Genomic DNA, 18,117 nt, shown 5'->3' with positions numbered 1-18,117 from the left:
CTCAAAAATCGCACGCGCACATGAGACCCCCGCTCGGGCTATGCCCTCCCGGCGGTCTCATGTGCGCGCCAAAGGTGGCCTGGTCTTGCTCCGCCTAATGGCCGGATTTTACTCCGCCGTTGACAGCCGGCACAGTTGAACAGCACGTCGATGGGGCCAAGCTGCGCCACTAACTGACGCACCGCTTCGGTATCGAGCACATTGAGCAGATGTGTCTCGATCGCAGGATGCTGGTCCATCTCGCCAAGCTGGGCGGCATTGATGTCGGTGGCGATCACCCTGGCGCCGGCAGCCGCGAAAGCCAAGGCGCTGGCCTTACCAATCCCCTGTGCCGCTGCGGTGATGAGCACGGTTTTCCCGTCGAGCTTGGTCATTTCCATCCTTCCATGGCTTCGGTTGACGTTTGGTAGTTCATCGATATATGAAAAACAATTGTCATATACGAAAATGCTGCAGGGAAGAGCCACGGCAGCAATCTGGGAGTTCTCCATGAAATTTATGTCCACCATTTCCGTGGCCGCGCTGACGGCTGTCCTGTTCTCTGGCGCGGCCCAGGCCGAATCCGTGCTGCGCTTCGCCCACATGAATTCGCCTGAACATTTTGTGCATGTGGCCGCCGCGCAGATGGCTGAGACCATTGCCGCGCGCAGCAATGGCGAGATCAAGATCGAGCTGTTTCCGAGCGGTCAGCTGGGCGAAAATGGCGCCGTCACCGAACAGATGTCGTTCGGCGCGGACCTGATGGGGCAGGTGGGTATCGGCATGCTGGCCGACTACGCCCCCGACTATTCCATCGTGCTGTACCCGTTCCTCTATCCCGATTTCGATGGCGCCAAGCGTCTGCTCGCCAGCGAGCTGATCAAGGAGCTTGAGGCCAAGGTCGCCGAAAGCAATATCAAGGTGATGTGCTACGCCCATTTTGGCGTGCGCGATCTCTATACCCAGTCCAGGGAAGTGCGCTCCCCCGCTGATTCCGAGGGCCTGAGCATCCGCGTGCAGCCGGTGACCATCTATACGGAGATGGTGCGCCTGGTGTTCGGCGGCGCGGCGACGCCGATGCCGTGGCCCGACGTCTATAGCGCGCTGGCGCAGGGCGTGATCGACGCGGCCGAAGCGCCGCCATCGTCGATCATCGACCAGAAGCACTATGAGAGCGCCAAGTTCCTCAGCCAGACCAACCACATGCTGGACATCATCCCGATCACCGTCAGCGGCTCCTGGTTCAATGCGCTCTCGGAACCCAATCAGGCGATTTTCCAGGAAGAAGCCGACGCCGCCTGTGACCGCATGTCGGAAGCCTCGATTGCGAGCTACGAAGCTGGCATTGCCGAGCTGGCCGCCCATGGCATGACCATCATCGCCGACATTGATCGCGCCGCCTTTGCCGATCGGGCCGCCGGTATCGCCGATGCCTTCCCGGAATGGAGCGAGGGCCTCTATGCCCGCGCCAAGGCCATCGTCGACAGCAAGTAAGCCTCATGCCGGCCTGGGTTTTGCCCGGGCCGGCATCGTCACGAAGTGGAGGGAAGGATGCGCGCATTTTTCAATGCCTTTGATGCTGTCTTGCGCGGCATCGACAGGGTCCTGATAGTTTTCGGCGTCGCCGTCATGGTGGTGCTGGTCGGCGTGGTGTTTGGGGCGGTGGTCATGCGCTACGCGTTCAATGCACCGCTGATTTTCTCGTTCGACCTGTCCACGCTGCTGTTTGCCTGGGTGGTTTTTGTCGGGCTGGCCGTGGCGGATCGCGATGATGCCCATATGGGGCTCGACCTGATTTCCGGGATCAAGGCTCCCGGCATCCGCAATGCGCTCACCGCGCTGCGGATCGTGCTGGTCACCGCGCTATGCGGCTATCTCGCCTGGACCGGTTACCAGCTCTTTATCCGTACCGGCGCCCAGATTCCCTCGCTGCGCATTTCGGCGCGCTGGCTCTATGCCAGCATGCCGATCGGCTTCGGGCTGTTGGCGCTGTCTTATCTTGGCCGCCTGGCGCGGCTGGCTGCCGGCGGAGTGCGCTGATCATGTTGTGGCTTATTGCAGTTCTTTTTCCTGTCCTGCTGTTGTTGGGCATGCCCGTCGGGCTCATCCTGTTGTCGCTGTCGGTCGCCTATGTGGTGTTCGAGCCGGCGGTGATGGATGTGGTGCTGGCGCAGCGCATCGTGCAGGGCACCCAGAGCTTTCCGCTGCTGGCGGTGCCGTTGTTCATCCTCACCGGCGAGCTGATGAATATTTCGGGCATCAGCCGCCGCGTCATGGATTTTGCCGGGGTGCTGACCCGTCGCATGTGGGGCGGGTTGGCGCAGACCAACGTGCTGCTGTCGACGCTGCTGGCCGGTATGTCGGGTTCGGCCAATGGCGATGCGGCCATGCAGGCCAAAATTCTCGTGCCCGAGATGACCAAGCGCGGCTATCCGCTGGCCTATTCCAGCGCCCTGACCGCCATGTCGTCGCTGATTGCGCCGATGATCCCACCCGGGATCGGCTTGATCCTGTTCGGCTTCGTCACCAACACCTCCATCGGCGCGCTGTTTGCGGGCGCCGTGCTGCCCGGCCTGCTGCTGGCGGTGATGATGATGGGCCAGACCTATGTCATTACCCGCAGGAACCGCTGGGATCCGCCGACCGAGGCCAAGCCGAGCGACCCCGCATTGTTCCGGGCCTTCCTGATGGCGCTGCCGGCGATTTTGCTGCCGGTGCTGATCATCCTGGGCATTCGCGGTGGTATCTTCACCCCGGCCGAAGCGGCGGGTGTAGCGGTGGTTTATACCCTGATCTGCGTCATTGCCTATCGCGAGGCCGACTGGAAGTCGGTCTGGCTGGCGATGCGCTCGACGGTATCGACCACGGCGGCGATCATTCTGGTGCTGGCGGCCTCGACGGCCTTCAGCTGGGTGCTGACCTTTGAACGGGTGCCGCAGACCATTGCCGAAGGCCTGTTGCAGGTGACCGACAACAGCACGCTGCTGCTGACGCTGATTGCCGGGGTGCTGCTGATAGCTGGGGCCTTTATCGAGGGCACGGCGCTGATCCTGATCCTGGGGCCGATCTTTCTGCCGGTGACCAATGCTCTGGGCATCGATCCGGTGCATTACGGCGTGGTCTTCGTGCTGATGGCGCATCTGGGCGGTGTTACTCCGCCGGTGGGCACGATCATGTTCACCACCTGCACCATCACCAAGACGCCGCTGATGGCGTTCACCCGCGCCGTGCTGCCGATGATTGCCGCCTATCTGGTGTTTGCCATGGTGCTGATCGCGGTTCCGGTGCTCAGTACCGGCTTGGCCCATCTCTAGCGCGAGGACATGATGAGCGAGGACATGATGAGCGAGGACAACACCCAGAACGGGGATGCCGGCCAGCCGAGCTATTCGGCGCCGGCGGTCGACAAGGCCTTCGAGATCATCGACCTGGTGGCCGGTGAAATCGCCGGGCTGACCGTGACCGACATGGCGGTGCGGCTGGGGCGGTCGACCAGCCAGATCTACCGGGTGGTGGTCTCGCTGCACCGGCTGGGCCTGTTGCATCGCGATGAGGAGAGCGACCGCTATGCCCTCACGCTCAAGCTGTTCGAGATAGCCAGCCGGCACCCGCCGCTGCAACGGCTGATCGGCCATGCGACGCCCATTCTGGAACGGCTGGCCGAAGAGACCGACCAGTCTTGTCATCTGGCCGCCATCAGTGGCGCCTCGCTGGTCATTCTGGCGCAGGCCGATAGCCCTATGGCGATGCATTATACCATCCGGCTGGGCTCGCGCTTTCCGGTCATGGAAACCAGCTCGGGCGTGGCCATTGCGGCGCATCAGTCTGCCGCCCGCCAGCAGAGCTTGCTGGACGGTTTTTCTGCCAGCGAACAGGCGGCATTCCGCAGCCGCTTTGCCGAGCTCGTGGCCAATGGCTTCGAACGGCGCGAGAGCGAGGTGACTGCTGGGGTGGTCAATCTCAGTACGCCGATTTTGGACGCGCAGGGGCGCTCGCTGGGCGCGATCACCTGCCTGTTCCTGCCGCAGCGGCGGATGCGCGCCACGCTGGACACAGTGCTGGAAAAGGTCGTCGAAGCCGGCCAGCAGCTCAACACCATCATGCAGAACGCCTGAGCGCCGCCACTGCTGCGGCGCCCTCGGCGATAGTTTATTTCGGAGACTGATTTGACAACGCTCAAAGGTATTACCTGGCGTCATCCGCGCGGCTTTGACCCGATGGTGGCAACCTCCAGCCAATGGCAGGCGCTGACCGGCGTGACCATTGAATGGGAGCAGCGGAGCCTGCAGGATTTCGAGAGCTTCCCGGTCGATGAGCTGGCGCGGCGCTACGATCTGCTGGTGATCGATCATCCCCATGTTGGCCAGATTGCGCGCGAGAATTGCCTGGTGCCGCTGGATCGTGCCGACCGGGCCGAGGCGCTGGCCGGGCTGGCTGCCCATTCGGTGGGTCAGTCATTTGCCAGCTATCACTGGCAGGGGCACCAGTGGGCGCTGCCCATCGATGCGGCCGCGCAGGTGCAGGCCTATCGTCCTGATCTGCTGGGCGGGCCGGTGACGCGCTGGGAACAGGTCGTTGAGCTGGCCGAACAGGGGCGCGTGCTGATTCCGATGCGGTCGCCGCATGCGCTGATGAGCTTTTATACGCTAGCGGCCAATCTGGGCACGCCCTGCGCGGCGGCGCCGGGTGGCAAGCTGATCGAGGAAGCCGCCGGCGTGCGGGTGCTGGAACTGCTGGCCGAATTGATGGGCCTGGTCCGCGACGATTGCTGGGAGCTTGATCCCATCGCCGCGCTGGAACTGCTGGCCAGCGACGACACCGATACGGCCCTGCTGCCGCTGACCTATGGCTATCTCAGCTACGCCACCGACGGTTTCCGCCCGCAGCGGGCCGGCTTTGCCGATATTCCTGCGGCTGGCGTTTCCGGTCCGATCGGATCGGCACTGGGCGGCACCGGCATTGCCGTGTCCAACCATTCGGCGGCCATCGAGCAGGCGCTCGACTATGCGTTCTGGGTGGCCGGCGAGGCCGTACAAAAGACCACCTATACCCAGGCCGGCGGTCAGGCGGGCCATGCGGCGGCCTGGGATGACGAAGCGGTCAATGCACCGGTTCTTGGCTTCTATCGCCAGACCCGCGCCACTCTCGAAGGCGCCTGGGTGCGGCCGCGTCACGATGGCTACATGGCGTTTCAGAAAGCCGGCTCGGCGATCCTCGAAAACGGGTTGCGCAACAATGAGTCCGGCGCGGCCATCATCGCCGCCCTCAACGCGGCCTATGCTGCATCGCTGCCGACGGCATAGACAACGGGGACGATATGGCTGGGATTGACAAGGTGCGGTTGCGCGGCATGACGTGGGGCCATACCCGCGGTTACGATCCGATGGTGGTGACGTCGCAGGTGTTTGCCGAGCGCCATCCCGGCGTCGAGATTGTCTGGGAGCAGCGCCCGCTGCAGGCTTTCGCCGATCGGCCGCTCGGGGCGATGAGCCTCGAATATGACCTGATGGTGATCGATCATCCCCATGTCGGGGAAGCGGCGGCAGGTGGCCATTTACTGACGCTGGACGGGCTGGGGCGCGATGCCGAACTGGCGCTGCTGGCGGCGGAGTCGGTGGGCGTGTCGCACGCCTCCTATGAATTCGGCGGTCGGCAATGGGCGCTGGCCATCGACGCGGCCACTCCCATTTCCATCTACCGGCCCGACCTGCTGGCGGCGGCGCCGACCAGTTGGGCCGAGGTCGTGGCGCTGGCCGAACAGGGCCAGGTGATCTGGCCGCTTAAGCCGATCAATGCGCTGATGAGCTTTTTCAATCTGCTGGCCAATCAGCGTGCGCCGTTCGGCGCCAATGGCATTGGGGCCGATCCGGCCATCGCTATCGCCGTGCTGGAAACCATGCGCGCCGTGGCGCGGCATGTGCCCGAGCCCTGTTTCGCCATGGACCCGATCGAGGCGTACGAATGGCTGTCGGCGCGCTCAAGCCACAGCTATGTGCCCTATCTTTACGGCTACACCAATTATTCGCGCCCCGGCTTCCGTCCGCATTACGTGCAGGCGGCCAATATTCCGGCGCTGGGCGATGCCGGGCCGCTGGGGTCGCCGATTGGCGGCACTGGCATCGCGATTTCGGCCCATACGCGCCATGCGGCGCTGGCGGCTGAATATGCGTTCTGGATCGCCTCGGCGGAGTGTCAGCGCGGGCTGTATTTTGCGGCCGGTGGGCAACCAGCCAATATCGTGGCTTGGCGTGATGCGGACTGCAATGCGGCTTCCGGCAATTTCTTTGCCGCGACGCTGCCGACGCTGGAGCAGTCTTATCTGCGGCCCCGTCACCATGGCTATATGGCGTTCCAGGATATTGGCGGCGATCTGGTGCATGCTTGCCTCGTCGGGACCATGACGCCGGCGGATTGTGCCGCCGCCATCAACGCGGCCTATGCCGACAGCTTTGCTGCCTGAATAGATAAGGGGCACCGGTCACCCGATGCCCCTTTTTGGTCTGGATCAGCTGGGCAGGCAGGCTGGGCCCGCCGGCTCGAACGACTTGTAGGTCAGGATGAATTCGCGGTGGCCTAGCGCTTCGGACTTGGTCTGGGCGCCGGCAGCGACTTCCTGGATCAGCGCGAAGATTTCGGCGCCAACGTCGTCGAGGCTGGCCGCGCCCTCGAGGATGCGGCCCGCGTCGACGTCCATGTCGTCTTCCATCTTGCGATAGGTGTCGGGGTTGGCGCAGACCTTGATCACCGGGGCAATGGCCGAGCCGACGACCGAACCGCGCCCGGTGACGAACAGCGTCATATGGCTGCCCGAAGCGATCAGTTCGACGATTTCGGCGGTGTCCGAGATATTGGGGAAGCCGTAGCGCACTTCACCATCCGGGACGACGTCCATCAGATACAGCCCGCCGCGCGGCGGCACGGTGCCTGGCTTGACGATGCCCGAAATCGGCGAGGAACCGGATTTGGCATAGGCGCCCATCGACTTCTCCTCGATGGTGGAAAGGCCGCCATCAGCATTGCCGGGAGCAAAGCTGCCATAGCCCAGGGTTGCGTAATAGGTCGCGGCCTTGGCGACCGAGGCGCGCAATTCATCCCCGAGCGCCGGGGTGATGGCGCGGCTGGCCATGATCTCTTCGCAGCCGATCAACTCGCCGGTTTCCTCGAAGATGCAGGTCGCGCCGGCCGACACCAGCGTGTCGAAGGCCCGGCCAACTGCCGGATTGCCGGTCAGCCCACTGGTGCCATCCGAGCCGCCACAGACGGTGCCGATGATCAGTTCTTCAACGGCCATTGGCACAGTGGGGGCGTTGCGCAGGGCCGCGAGCTGGGACTGCACCCAGTCCTTGCCGGCCTTGATGGTCTTGAGCGAGCCGCCATCATTCTGGATGGTCAGCGTATGCACCGGACGACCGCTTTTTTCCACGATATCGGCCAGCGAGAACTTGTTGAAGCTTTCGCAGCCGAGCGACAGCAGCAGCACCGCCCCGATATTGGGGTGGGTGCAGAGCTTTTCCATCATCTGCTGGGCATAGGCATTGGGGTAGCAGCCGGGAAAGCCGATCAGATGCACATCGCCATCGGGCGACGAGGAAACGATCTGGCGGCCGACATGGTGGGCGCATTCCACCAGATAGGCGACCGCCATCACGTTGCGGATGCCCTTGCGTCCGTCCGCACGCGGATAGCCGCGCATTGCCGTGCTCATGGGGTTGCCTCGCTGGTCGGTTTGGCGATCACATGGGTGGCCGTGTAATCGCTCTTGATGTTGTGGATATGCACGGACTCGCCGACCCGGATCGCCTGGGTCGCCGAGCCGATCGGAGCACCGTATTTGAGGATCTTGTCCCCGGCCGCGATCGCCTGGCGGGCGATCTTGTGGCCGCGGTCGAGCAAGGCGCCGAGCACCACCTTGTCGTCCTCGACGATCACGGCCTCACCGGCCGGGATCGGTTCGCGGGCCACCAGGATATTGTCCTGGGGCGAGAGCAGCAGCAGACGCGGATCAGTCATGGCCAATCCTTACATCACGCCGAAGGTGCTAAAGGCCTCGGTGGCGCTCATGCCCTGCTTGATGGCCTCGGCCACCTGATTTTCGGTGCGGGTCTTTTCCAGCGCCTGGGTCACGACCTCATCGACAATGGCGGTCGGGATGATCAGCACGCCTTCGTCATCGCCATACACCATATCGCCGGGATTGATGGTGATGCCACCGATCTCGATGGTGGTGCGATAGTCGATCACCTTGCCGCGCGGGCCCTGATCCTGGGCATAGATGCCCCGGCAGAAGGTCGGGAAACCCAGCGCCTGGATTTCGCCCACGTCACGCACATAACCATCCAGCACGGCGCCGCCGGCCTTGAGATGGGTGGCGCGGGTCGACATCAACCCGCCCCAGATGGCGTAGTTGAGCGACGCGCCGGTGGCGATGTAGATCTCGCCTTCCTTGAGGTCGTCCAGCGCTTCGAGCATCAGCCCGAACGGCTTGTGCGCCAGCGGACCGGCGGAGCTGTCGAGGCCATTGCCGAACACGTCGGCTTCCAGCACCGGCATGGCACGGCCGGCAATGCGGGTGCCCGGCGCCAGCGGCGCCAGGCCGGCTGGCAGGAACTGCTTGCGGTAGCCCATCACGTCGAGGATATCGCCCACCACGGCGGTGAACAGGTCCTCTTTGAGAATGCGGATAGTTTCCGCCTCAGTGCGCTTGGTCATGGAAAAGTCTTTCGTCACTAACTAACTGCCGCTCGAGAGGAGCAGCGAGATTGCAGGAATGTAGGTGATCAGCAGCAGGCCGAGGAGCAGCGCCGCATAGAGGCCAAGCGACTGGCGGGTGAATTCCGCCACATTGACCTTCGTGATGTTGCACACCACCAGCATCACGGTGCCGATCGGCGGCGTGAGCGTGCCCACCGAGAGGTTGACGATCAGGATGATGCCGAAATGGATCGGGTCAATGCCCATCGCCAGAACGGTCGGCATCAGCAGCGGCACGAGCACGATCATCAGCGCGGTGCCTTCGAGCAGGCAGCCGAGCCCGAGGAACAGCACGTTGAGCAGCAGCAGGAACAGGTATTTGTTGTCGCTGATGGCGACAATGCTGGCAGCCAGCGTCTGACCGACCTGCTCGAGCGAGAACACCCAGGCCAGCGCCGAGCTGGCCATGATGATCAGCATGACAGAGGCCGTCGACTTGGCGGTTTCGACCAGCGCGTCGCCGACATGGGACAGGCGCATTTCGCGATAGACGATGAAACCGATGAAGATGACGAAGGCCACGGCAAAGGCGCCGGCTTCGGTGGGGGTGAAGATGTTGGCGCGGATGCCGCCGATAACGGCCACCACCAGCAGCACGGCCGGCCACGCCGAGATGAGGGTTGCACCAACTTCGGTGCGCTTGGGCCAGGTGGTCCGGGTCGGCTTGTAACCGCGGCGCACCGAGATGATGTAAACCGTGATTAGCAGCAGCAGGGCCAGCAGCAGGCCTGGCAGAATGCCGGCCATGAACATGCGGCCCACCGAGACGTTGGCGAGCAGGGCGTAGATGATGAGCGCAATGCCGGGCGGAATGATCGGGGTGATCAGCGAGCCAAAGGCAGTGACCGCCGCGGCGAAGCCACGATTATAGCCCTGCTTTTCCATTTCCGGCACCATCATGCGCGCGGTCATGGCGGCATCGGCGAGGTTGGAGGCGCTGAGGCCGCCCATCAAGGTCGAGAGCATGACGTTGGCCATGGCCATGCCGCCGCGAAAGCGGCCGACCAGCAGGTCAGCGACGCTGAGCATGCGTCGGGCAATGCCGGTATGGCCCATCAGGGTGCCGAGCAGGATGAAGAACGGGATGGCGAGCAGCGACACGTTCTGCGTCGGGCTGATCACGCGCTGGATGGCGATGGTGATCGGCACCTGATTGAAGAACAGGAAATAGACCAGCACGGCCACGAGGATGGCGATGTAGAGGCGCATATTGAGAGCAATAAGCGCCAGCATTACGAGAATTACGGTGGTAAGGGTCATTCAGCATCGTCCTCGGCGAGGGCACGGAAACCCTTGATGGCGTCGATCAGCATGTAGAGCGCGATTCCGACCGCTCCGACTGGAATGGCGATGTCGATCCAGAGCCAGGAAATGCGCAGGATGGACGTGACCTTGAACTGCACCGACAGCGCCAGCTGCAGGCCAATCCAGCCCACATAAAGAATGACGGCGACGGATGCGGACGCGACGATGGCGTTGACCAGCAGGCGCGCGCGCTTGGGCATGGCGTCGGTGAGCAGTGAGATGGTCAGATGCTGGCCGTCGCGCTCGGCGGCGATGGCGCCGAACATCACGATCCAGATCATCAGCAGGCCGCTGACTTCTTCGGACCAGTGCACGGGCTGTCCCACGGCATAGCGCATGACCACGGCGTAGTTGGCGATGCCGACCAGCACCAGCAGCGGCACGGCCGCCAGCCAGTTGATCGGCTTTTCAAGGAACTTCATTGTCGTCTCCGGAACAGCAACCGACCCGCCATGGCGCGCAGCTTGCAAGACAAGGGATGCGGCGGGCAGGGCGCCCGCCGCACACGATTACTGAATTTCAGCCTGGATCAGGTCGTAAAGGCCTGGGGTCCATTCCGGGAACTCGGAGTAAACCTTCATGCTCAGCTCCTTGAACGGAGCGGTGTCGACTTCGATGACTTCGACGCCGGCGGCCTTCATTTCTTCGACCATCTTGGCGTCCAGGTCGGTGATGAGCTGCTGGCTATAGAGGCCAGCTTCATAAGCCGTTTCCTGGATCAGGGCAGCGTCCTCGGGAGCGAGGGTGGAGAAATAGGCCTCGCCGCCAATGAACATGGCGGTGTTGGTCAGGTAGTTGATCATCGAGAGGTACTTGGCCTCTTCGTGGAACTTCTGGCCGTAGAGCACGGCAATCGGGTTTTCCACGCCGTCGATCACGCCCTGCGCCAATGCGCCGAAGGTCTCGCCCAGCGGCAGCGGGGTCGCGGTTGCGCCCATGGCCTCGAGGATCTTGATCTGCATGATGTTGTTCGGCACGCGGATCTTCATGCCGGCCAGGTCAGCCGGGGTACGAACCGGCTTGGTGGTGATCAGCTGACGCACGCCATAAAGCAGGTTTGGCATGACGATGCGGATGCCCTTGGCGCGCAGCGCTTCGTCATGGGCCTTGAACCACTCGCCATCATAGATGGCGAACAGCTTGGCCGGATCTTCGACCAGGTAGGGCCCGAACAGCACGCCCAGATCGGGCTCATAGTCGGCCAGGAAGCCGACGTCGCTGATCTGCACGACGTTGAGGCCGGCAATGGCCTGCTCGGTCACGTCAGCCTTGGAGCCCATCTGCGAGCTGGGATAGAGTTCGAGGGCGATGCGGCCGCCGCTCTTCTCGGCAACCAGATCTTTCCAGTAATTGGCGACGATATCGACCGGCTCGCCAGGATTGTTTTCATAGGCGACGCGCAGCTTGACGTCCTGTGCGGCAATGCCGGTTACACCCAGGGCAAGCACGCAGAGCGCGACGCCGCCAACAAGTTTCTTCAACATAGTAGTCGTTTCCTCCAACGAACCACGGCAGGGTGCCGCGGCTTTAAAATCCAATGACTCCCCCACCGTCGACGACGAGGGTTTGTCCGGTTACGTAGGCTGCGGCAGGCGACGCCAGATAGACGCAGGCCCAACCTATGTCTTCCGGCCGACCCAGGGTGTTGGTCTGGATGCGGCCAAGAATTTTTGCTTTGCGCGCCGGATCGGCGGCAGTGGCGGCGCGGAACAGATCGGTGTCGATCCAGCCCGGCGCGACGGCGTTGACGCGGATGCCGCGCCCGGCGAATTCGGCCGACAGGCCGCGCACGACGCCGGTGATGGCGGTTTTGGATGCGGTGTAGCTCAGCACCAAAGGCTGGCCGATAAACGAGGTCATCGAGGCGGTGAAGATCACCGAACCGGCGCCGCGTTCCAGCTGCGGGCCGAGCACCGAGCGCGTCAGTTCGAGCGCGCCGCGCACATGCACGTCGAAGACCTGATCGAAGTCGGCCATGGTCGACTGCTCGAACGGCTTCTTGACGGTGTTGCCGGCATTGTTGACCAGAATATCGATCGGGCCCTGGCGCTCGAGAATGCCGGCCGCGGCGGCGGCAACGCCATCCACATCGGCCAGGTCGAGGGTTTCGGCAGCAGCATTGCCGCCGAGTTCGGCCACGGCTGCGTCGAGCACCTCACGGCGGCGGCCCGCGACGATGACGCGTGCGCCGGCGCTGGCCATGCAGCGGGCAATGGCGAGGCCAAGCCCCGAGCCACCACCGGTGACCAAAGCGGTTTTGCCTGCCAGGCCAAAGGCCTGCGCCCAATCAGCTTGCGACATGGTGGGGTCCTAAACTTCGATGACGATCTTGAGCGCGTCGGGGTGGCTGGCCCAATAGGGCAGCGCCTGATCGGCTTCGGCGAAGGGGAAAATGCGAGTGATCAGGCCATCGGCAGCCTCGCCCAGCGTCTCGAGATAGGCGATCACCGCCTCGAAATCGGCCAGGGTCGCATTGCGCGAGCCCATGATGTCGAGTTCCTTGAGGTTGAAAAACCGCGTCTCATAGGTGACCGGGGCCTTGGAATAGCCCACATAAACCACCCGCCCGGCAAAGCCGGCAAAGTCGATGGCTTGGGTGAAGGTGATCGGCAGGCCCACGGCCTCGATCACCATATCGGCGCCATCGCCCTTGGTCAGGGCTTCGATGCGGGCGGCCACGTCCTCGCTGGACGCATCCACCGCGTGGGCCGCGCCATAGGTCTTGGCATAGGCGGCCTTGTCGGCATTCACATCAATGGCGATGACTTCGGCGCCGCGGGCGGCGGCGGCCACAATGGCCCCCATGCCGATCATGCCGCAGCCGATCACTACCACCACCTCGCCTGCCGTCACGGCACCGCGCGCCACGGCGTGGAAGCCCACGGAGAGCGGCTCGACCAGCGCCAGATGGCGGGCGGCCAGGGTGTCGTTGCGGATCAGCTTGGCGTAGGGGAGCACGATGGAATCGGCCAGCCCGCCATCCTGCTGCACACCCAGCGTCTTGTTGTAGCGGCAGGCATTGGTGCGGCCCTTGCGGCAGGCCGAGCAGGCGCCGCAACTGGTATAGGGCAGCACCACTACGCGCTGACCCATGGCGTAGTCGGCCGGAACGTCCGGGCCGAGCGCAGCGATTTCGCCACCGATCTCATGGCCGGGAATCCGGGGCAAAGTCACCAGCGGATTGAGGCCGCGAAAGGTATTGAGGTCGCTGCCGCAGAGCCCGACATGGCGCACCGCGACCAGCACTTCGCCCGGTCCCGGCGTGGCCGCGGCAATGTCGTGCAACGCAGTACGGCCTTCGGCTTCGATCATCAGGGCTTTCATGCCAGTGGTTCCGTTGTGGTGGGTAGGGCCAGATCGCGCAGCATGGTTTCCTCCAGCACGCCCTCGCTATAGCGATAGTGGTCGGTGCAGGTGGCGAGCAGATCTGGATAGGAGCGGCGGCGCAGCGCCGCGACGATGCCGCGATGATTGTCGGCGGAGGCAATATCGTGGCGCGGCACGTGCTTGCCGATTTCCATGTAGAACACGATGCTTTGGGCCAGCACGCGATAGAGCTTGCGGATCACGCCATTGCCCGACGCCTCGACCATCAGATTGTGGAAGGCATAGTCGGCCTCAGCGGCCTGCCGGGCGGTCAGCGCCCGTTCCATCAGCACCACATAGCCTTCGAGCTTATCGATATCGGCGTCGGCAATATTCTCCACGACCGCCGGCAAAATCCCCAGCTCGATGAAGCGGCGGAATTCCAGCAGGTCCTTGCAGGTATTGAGGCTGCGGTCGAAATATTGCGCGAAAACGTTAAAGGCCACGGAGATATCGGGCGTGCAGACCCGGGGTCCACGCTGGGTCTTTTCGACATAGCCATAGGCCTCCAGCACGATCAGGGCTTCGCGCACGGTATTGCGCCCCACCCCGAAACGCTCGGCGTAAAGCCGTTCGTTGGGAAGGTAGTCGCCCGGCTGATGCAGCGTCTGGATCTCGGTCTTGAGCGCCTCCAAAACGCTCTGAACCGCCGATACGCGAACCATTCCTCACTCCATGGTCCAACAATGGGACCATGCGCTGGTATGGAAGATATTTGGTTGAGTCAATGGGGGGGCGATGTTCCTTGGCTGGCCTTTAAACGGAAAAATGCAGCCGAACGGGATGCCTCTGCCGCTGCCATGCGCGGCGACCTGGCGCCCGGTAATGCCCTCGCAGCCCGCCGATAGATCGCTGCTGCCGCTGTGTTAACCCTTGGCGCAAAACCAGATTTTTGATTCATCTGATGAATGATTGTCAAAGCAAAGAAGCTGTGGCACGATTTGTCGTCACTGCCGCAATGGGCGGCTACAGAGGAGATTGCATGCCTAGTCTGACCGAGCGCCTTGCCGCCTGCTATTCTGGTGTCGTTTACGACATCATGCGCGACATGGGGCTGCCGCCGGCGGTGTTGCCGAACACCATCCGCTCGCTTGAAGCCGGCGTTAAGATCGCCGGTCCGGTATTCACCATGCGTGGCCGGCCGGACAATTCGATTGGCGCGCATGAGTCGCTGCTGGAATGGACCAGCTTCCTGTCCAAGGCGCCGTCGGGTCACGTGTTGGTATGCCAGCCGCAGGACACCTCGCGGGCCCTGATGGGTGAATTGTCAGCCGAGGCGCTCAAGCTGCGCGGCGTGCTGGGCTATCTGGTGGATGGCGGCGCGCGCGACGTGAGCTTCATCAAGAAGATCGGTTTCCCGGTGTTCTGCAGCTACACCTCGCCGGTCGACGTGGTGGCCAATTGGCGGCCGGAGGCGTTTGACGAGCCGGTGACCATCGGCAATATCGTGATCTATCCGGGCGACTATATTCTGGGCGATGAAGACGGGGTGGTGGTGATCCCGGCGGCGCATGCCGAAGAGGTCATCGAGCGCTGCGAAGTGGCCGTCAATACCGAGAGCCTGGTGCGCAAGGCGATTCTGGCCGGCGAAGACCCGCAGACCGCCTATATCAAGCACGGCAAGTTCTGATGCCCGGCGCAGTGGCGAGACCAGCCGCCGCCCATAATCTGGGCAAGGGCAAGATCGCCACTGCGGTTGCGGTGCTCGGCGAAAAGATCGTGGCGGGGCATTTCCCGCCCGATACCCCGCTGCCGGTCGAGGCCGATCTGGCCCGCGAAATACAGGTCGGGCGCAGCGTGCTGCGCGAAGCGATCAAAGTGCTGGCCGGCAAGGGCATGGTCTCGGCCCGGCCACGCCACGGCACGGTCATCCTGCCGCGCGAGCAGTGGAACCTGTTTGATCAGGATGTGCTGCATTGGTTGTTGCGACCCGATGCCGTCACGCCCAAGCTGGTTGCCGACATTGTCGCCGCGCGCAAAATCATCGAGCCGGAAGCGGCGCGGCTGGCGGCAACTCATGCCAATGACGCCGACCGGCAGGCGATCCTCGGAGCGTATCAGGACATGGTTGCCGCCGCAGCCGACCCCGTCGCTTCGGTGGCCGCCGATATACGGCTCCATACCGCCATTCTGGACGCCTCGCATAATTTGATCCTGCAGGCCTTCGCACCGGCGATTACGGTGATTTTGGACGCTTTTTTCCGGATCAGCATCCAGAACCCCGACATTTTCGCCAGCAACCTCGGGGCGCATGGCGACTTGGCCAACCAGATTGCCGCCAACAACCCGGCTGGGGCGTACCAGGCCATGCACGCCGTGCTCGCGACCACCGAAGCCGATCTGGTCAAGCGGCTGAAGCTCTAACCCTCAATGGACTGAACAAAAAAGGGTCGCCCCTCGTGCGAAGGGCGACCCTTTTTGGCTTTGCGTGGCGTTGGCGCTAGTGAATCGCCTCATTGGCAGCGATGGCGGCCATGTTGACGATGCCGCGGCTGCTGACCGAGGGGGCCAGGATATGCGCCGGCTGGCGGGTGCCCATCAGAATGGGGCCGACGGGCAGGGCGTTGTTGAGTTCCTTGAGCAGGGTCATCGACAGGTTGGCCGATTCCAGATTGGGGAAGATCAGCAAATTGGCTTCGCCCTTGAGCACCGAATTGGGGACATAGCGTTCGCGCAGGCTTTCATTGATCGCCAGATCGCCCTGCATTTCGCCATCGACCACGAGGTCTGGCGCCACATCCTTGAGTGTTGCATAGACCGTGCGCATCTTCTCGCTGGTCGCCCCATCGCGTGAGCCGAAGTTGGAATAGCTCAGCAGCGCCGCCTTGGCCTCGATATTGAAGCGCTTGAGGTGGTTGCGTGCCTGCAGGGTGATGGCAATGATCTCTTCGGCCGAAGGGTCGATATTGACATAGGTATCGGCCAGGAAGAACACGCCACGGTTCATCACCAGCATCGACAGCGCCGAAAGCTGGCTGGCTTCGGGCGCCAGCCCGATGACCGACTGGATGTCGCGGGCATGCTTGATGAAGCGACCCTGCAAACCGCAGATCAGCGCATCGGCCTCGCCCCGGCGCACCGCCAGAGAGCCGATGACGGTGGTATTGGTGCGCACGATGGTGCGTGCGGTATCGGGCGTTACGCCCTGGCGACCCACCAGCTCCAGGAAGTCGGCGACATAGTCGCGATAGCGCGGATCGTCCTCGGGATTGACGATATCGAAGTCGCGCCCGGCCTTTAGGGTCAGGCCGAAGCGGGCAATGCGCTGCTCGATCACCGAGGGGCGGCCGATCAGGATAGCCCGGCCGATACCGTCTTCCAGCATTACCTGGGTGGCGCGCAGCACGCGCTCGTCCTCGCCATCGGCAAAGGCGATGCGCTTGTTCTGCCCCTGGGCCCGCTCGATCATTGGCTTCATGACGAGGCCCGACCGGAACACGAAACGGTTGAGCTGGTCGCGATAGGCGGCAAAGTCGGCGATCGGCCGCTTGGCCACACCCGACTCCATCGCCGCCTTGGCCACGGCCGGCGCAATGCGCAGGATCAGGCGCTGGTCGAAGGGATTGGGGATCAGATATTCCGGCCCGAAAATGGCCGGCACACCATGGGTGCTGGCCTCCAGCCCCGGCTCATGCGCCAGCTTGGCAATGGCATGGGCTGCGGCCGCCTTCATCTCCTCGTTGATGACGGTGGCGCCGCAATCGAGCGCCCCCCGGAACAGAAAGGGGAAACACAGGACGTTGTTGACCTGGTTGGGATAGTCCGACCGGCCGGTGCAGATCATCGCATCGGGGCGAGCTTCGCGCGCCAGTTCGGGCATGATTTCGGGGGTCGGATTGGAGAGGGCCAGGATCAGCGGATTGGCCGCCATGTCCTTCATCATCTCGGGTTTCAGCGCCCCGGCCTTTGACAGGCCGACATAGATGTCGGCGCCGGCCATGACTTCGCTGAGCTCGGTCTTGTCGGTCTGCTGCGCGAAGGCGCCGCGCCAGCGGTCGACGGTGTTATCGCGCGCCTTGGTCACCAGCCCCTTGGAATCGGCGATCCAGATGTTTTCACGGGTGGCGCCCACGGCAATCAGCATGTTCATGCAGGCGATGGCGGCGGCGCCGGCCCCGGAGGTCACGATCTTGACCTTGGCGATATCCTTGCCCGTCAACTCCATGGCGTTGAGCACTGCCGCAGCCACGATGATGGCCGTGCCGTGCTGATCGTCATGGAACACCGGGATGTTCATGCGCTCGCGCAAAGCTTCCTCGATCTCGAAGCATTCGGGGGCCTTGATGTCCTCGAGATTGATGCCACCGAAGCTGGGCTCGAGCGGCGCCACGATGTCGATGAAGCGCTGCGGGTCCTGCTCGTTCACCTCGATATCGATGGAGTCGATGCCGGCGAACTTCTTGAACAGCACCGCCTTGCCTTCCATCACCGGCTTGGAGGCCAGCGCGCCGATATTGCCGAGGCCGAGCACGGCGGTGCCGTTGGAGATCACCGCGACCAGATTGCCCTTGGAGGTGTATTTATACACCGCCTCGGGATCGGCCGCGATTTTCTCGCAGGGAATGGCCACCCCCGGCGAATAGGCCAGCGCGAGATCGCGCGTGTTGGCCAGTGGCTTGGTCGAAACGATCTCCAGCTTGCCGGGTCTGGGATATTCGTGGAAATGCAGCGCGGCGTCGCGCAGGTCGGTGGTCTTGTTTTCAGTCATGACGTGTC

The 18,117-nt window shown here is 63.3% G+C and carries 19 protein-coding genes; 8 read left to right on the top strand and 11 right to left on the bottom strand.

From position 1 onward, the window contains the following. Nucleotides 1-38: 38 nt before the first annotated feature. Nucleotides 39-374: an SDR family NAD(P)-dependent oxidoreductase gene (locus ACX3OZ_RS11645; protein ID WP_459104549.1), complete on the bottom strand. Its 336-nt coding sequence runs from the start codon at nucleotides 372-374 to the stop codon at nucleotides 39-41. A 115-nt stretch (nucleotides 375-489) separates the two neighbouring features. Here ACX3OZ_RS11645 and ACX3OZ_RS11640 point away from each other — a divergent pair, with 115 nt between their 5' ends. From ACX3OZ_RS11640 to ACX3OZ_RS11615, 6 genes are all read left to right on the top strand, one after another. Then, nucleotides 490-1,473: a TRAP transporter substrate-binding protein gene (locus tag ACX3OZ_RS11640; RefSeq protein ID WP_459095798.1), complete on the top strand. Its 984-nt coding sequence runs from the start codon at nucleotides 490-492 to the stop codon at nucleotides 1,471-1,473. A 57-nt stretch (nucleotides 1,474-1,530) separates the two neighbouring features. After that, nucleotides 1,531-2,019 (top strand): TRAP transporter small permease, encoded by a 489-nt coding sequence (locus ACX3OZ_RS11635; protein ID WP_459095799.1) that lies wholly within the window; start codon nucleotides 1,531-1,533, stop codon nucleotides 2,017-2,019. A 2-nt stretch (nucleotides 2,020-2,021) separates the two neighbouring features. Continuing rightward, nucleotides 2,022-3,293 carry a TRAP transporter large permease gene (locus ACX3OZ_RS11630; protein ID WP_459095800.1) on the top strand — a complete coding sequence of 424 codons (1,272 nt, stop codon included), beginning with the start codon at nucleotides 2,022-2,024 and terminating at the stop codon, nucleotides 3,291-3,293. 12 nt (nucleotides 3,294-3,305) lie between these two features. Then, a complete protein-coding gene (locus ACX3OZ_RS11625; protein WP_459104548.1) occupies nucleotides 3,306-4,094 on the top strand; it encodes an IclR family transcriptional regulator in 789 nt (262 codons plus the stop codon). Nucleotides 4,095-4,196: 102 nt separating this feature from the next. Beyond that, nucleotides 4,197-5,282, top strand: a complete 1,086-nt coding sequence (locus tag ACX3OZ_RS11620; protein WP_459096099.1) for a carbohydrate ABC transporter substrate-binding protein — start codon at nucleotides 4,197-4,199, stop codon at nucleotides 5,280-5,282. A gap of 14 nt (nucleotides 5,283-5,296) precedes the next feature. Further along, complete coding sequence (locus tag ACX3OZ_RS11615) at nucleotides 5,297-6,439, top strand: extracellular solute-binding protein (protein ID WP_459095802.1); 1,143 nt, start codon at nucleotides 5,297-5,299, stop codon at nucleotides 6,437-6,439. Between the two features lie 45 nt (nucleotides 6,440-6,484). On the opposite strand, the gene ACX3OZ_RS11610 is transcribed toward ACX3OZ_RS11615, so the two are convergent. The 9 genes from ACX3OZ_RS11610 to ACX3OZ_RS11570 all read right to left on the bottom strand — a co-directional run bounded on the left by ACX3OZ_RS11610 (nucleotide 6,485) and on the right by ACX3OZ_RS11570 (nucleotide 14,066). After that, nucleotides 6,485-7,684 (bottom strand): UxaA family hydrolase, encoded by a 1,200-nt coding sequence (locus ACX3OZ_RS11610; RefSeq protein WP_459095803.1) that lies wholly within the window; start codon nucleotides 7,682-7,684, stop codon nucleotides 6,485-6,487. Further along, a complete protein-coding gene (locus ACX3OZ_RS11605) occupies nucleotides 7,681-7,989 on the bottom strand; it encodes a UxaA family hydrolase (RefSeq protein WP_459095804.1) in 309 nt (102 codons plus the stop codon). The genes ACX3OZ_RS11610 and ACX3OZ_RS11605 overlap by 4 nt, the downstream gene beginning before the upstream one ends. A gap of 9 nt (nucleotides 7,990-7,998) precedes the next feature. Beyond that, complete coding sequence (locus ACX3OZ_RS11600) at nucleotides 7,999-8,688, bottom strand: RraA family protein (RefSeq protein ID WP_459095805.1); 690 nt, start codon at nucleotides 8,686-8,688, stop codon at nucleotides 7,999-8,001. Nucleotides 8,689-8,709: 21 nt separating this feature from the next. Next, complete coding sequence (locus tag ACX3OZ_RS11595) at nucleotides 8,710-9,990, bottom strand: TRAP transporter large permease (protein ID WP_459095806.1); 1,281 nt, start codon at nucleotides 9,988-9,990, stop codon at nucleotides 8,710-8,712. After that, nucleotides 9,987-10,457: a TRAP transporter small permease gene (locus ACX3OZ_RS11590; RefSeq protein WP_459095807.1), complete on the bottom strand. Its 471-nt coding sequence runs from the start codon at nucleotides 10,455-10,457 to the stop codon at nucleotides 9,987-9,989. The genes ACX3OZ_RS11595 and ACX3OZ_RS11590 overlap by 4 nt, the downstream gene beginning before the upstream one ends. An 87-nt stretch (nucleotides 10,458-10,544) precedes the next feature. Continuing rightward, nucleotides 10,545-11,519: a C4-dicarboxylate TRAP transporter substrate-binding protein gene (locus ACX3OZ_RS11585; RefSeq protein WP_459104547.1), complete on the bottom strand. Its 975-nt coding sequence runs from the start codon at nucleotides 11,517-11,519 to the stop codon at nucleotides 10,545-10,547. Nucleotides 11,520-11,562: 43 nt separating this feature from the next. Beyond that, a complete protein-coding gene (locus tag ACX3OZ_RS11580; protein WP_459104546.1) occupies nucleotides 11,563-12,336 on the bottom strand; it encodes an SDR family NAD(P)-dependent oxidoreductase in 774 nt (257 codons plus the stop codon). A gap of 9 nt (nucleotides 12,337-12,345) precedes the next feature. Beyond that, on the bottom strand, nucleotides 12,346-13,359 hold the full coding sequence (locus ACX3OZ_RS11575) for a zinc-binding alcohol dehydrogenase family protein (protein WP_459104545.1): 1,014 nt from the start codon (nucleotides 13,357-13,359) through the stop codon (nucleotides 12,346-12,348). After that, nucleotides 13,356-14,066, bottom strand: a complete 711-nt coding sequence (locus ACX3OZ_RS11570) for a FadR/GntR family transcriptional regulator (protein ID WP_459095811.1) — start codon at nucleotides 14,064-14,066, stop codon at nucleotides 13,356-13,358. Before ACX3OZ_RS11570 ends, ACX3OZ_RS11575 begins: the two co-directional genes overlap by 4 nt. A 317-nt stretch (nucleotides 14,067-14,383) precedes the next feature. Between ACX3OZ_RS11570 and ACX3OZ_RS11565 the strand changes: the two genes are divergently transcribed. After that, nucleotides 14,384-15,031: an RraA family protein gene (locus ACX3OZ_RS11565; protein ID WP_459104544.1), complete on the top strand. Its 648-nt coding sequence runs from the start codon at nucleotides 14,384-14,386 to the stop codon at nucleotides 15,029-15,031. 11 nt (nucleotides 15,032-15,042) lie between these two features. Next, entirely contained in the window at nucleotides 15,043-15,765 is a 723-nt protein-coding gene (locus ACX3OZ_RS11560) for a FadR/GntR family transcriptional regulator (RefSeq protein ID WP_459104543.1), read from the top strand. A gap of 76 nt (nucleotides 15,766-15,841) precedes the next feature. Here the strand turns inward: ACX3OZ_RS11560 and ACX3OZ_RS11555 are convergent, their stop codons facing one another. Then, nucleotides 15,842-18,109 (bottom strand): NADP-dependent malic enzyme, encoded by a 2,268-nt coding sequence (locus ACX3OZ_RS11555; protein WP_459104542.1) that lies wholly within the window; start codon nucleotides 18,107-18,109, stop codon nucleotides 15,842-15,844. Between the last annotated feature and the right edge of the window lie 8 nt (nucleotides 18,110-18,117).

The sequence above is a fragment of the Devosia sp. A369 genome, assembly GCF_054489345.1.
The sequence above is the reverse complement of the archived record's forward strand: the minus strand, read 5'-3'. Positions and strand labels throughout refer to the sequence as shown.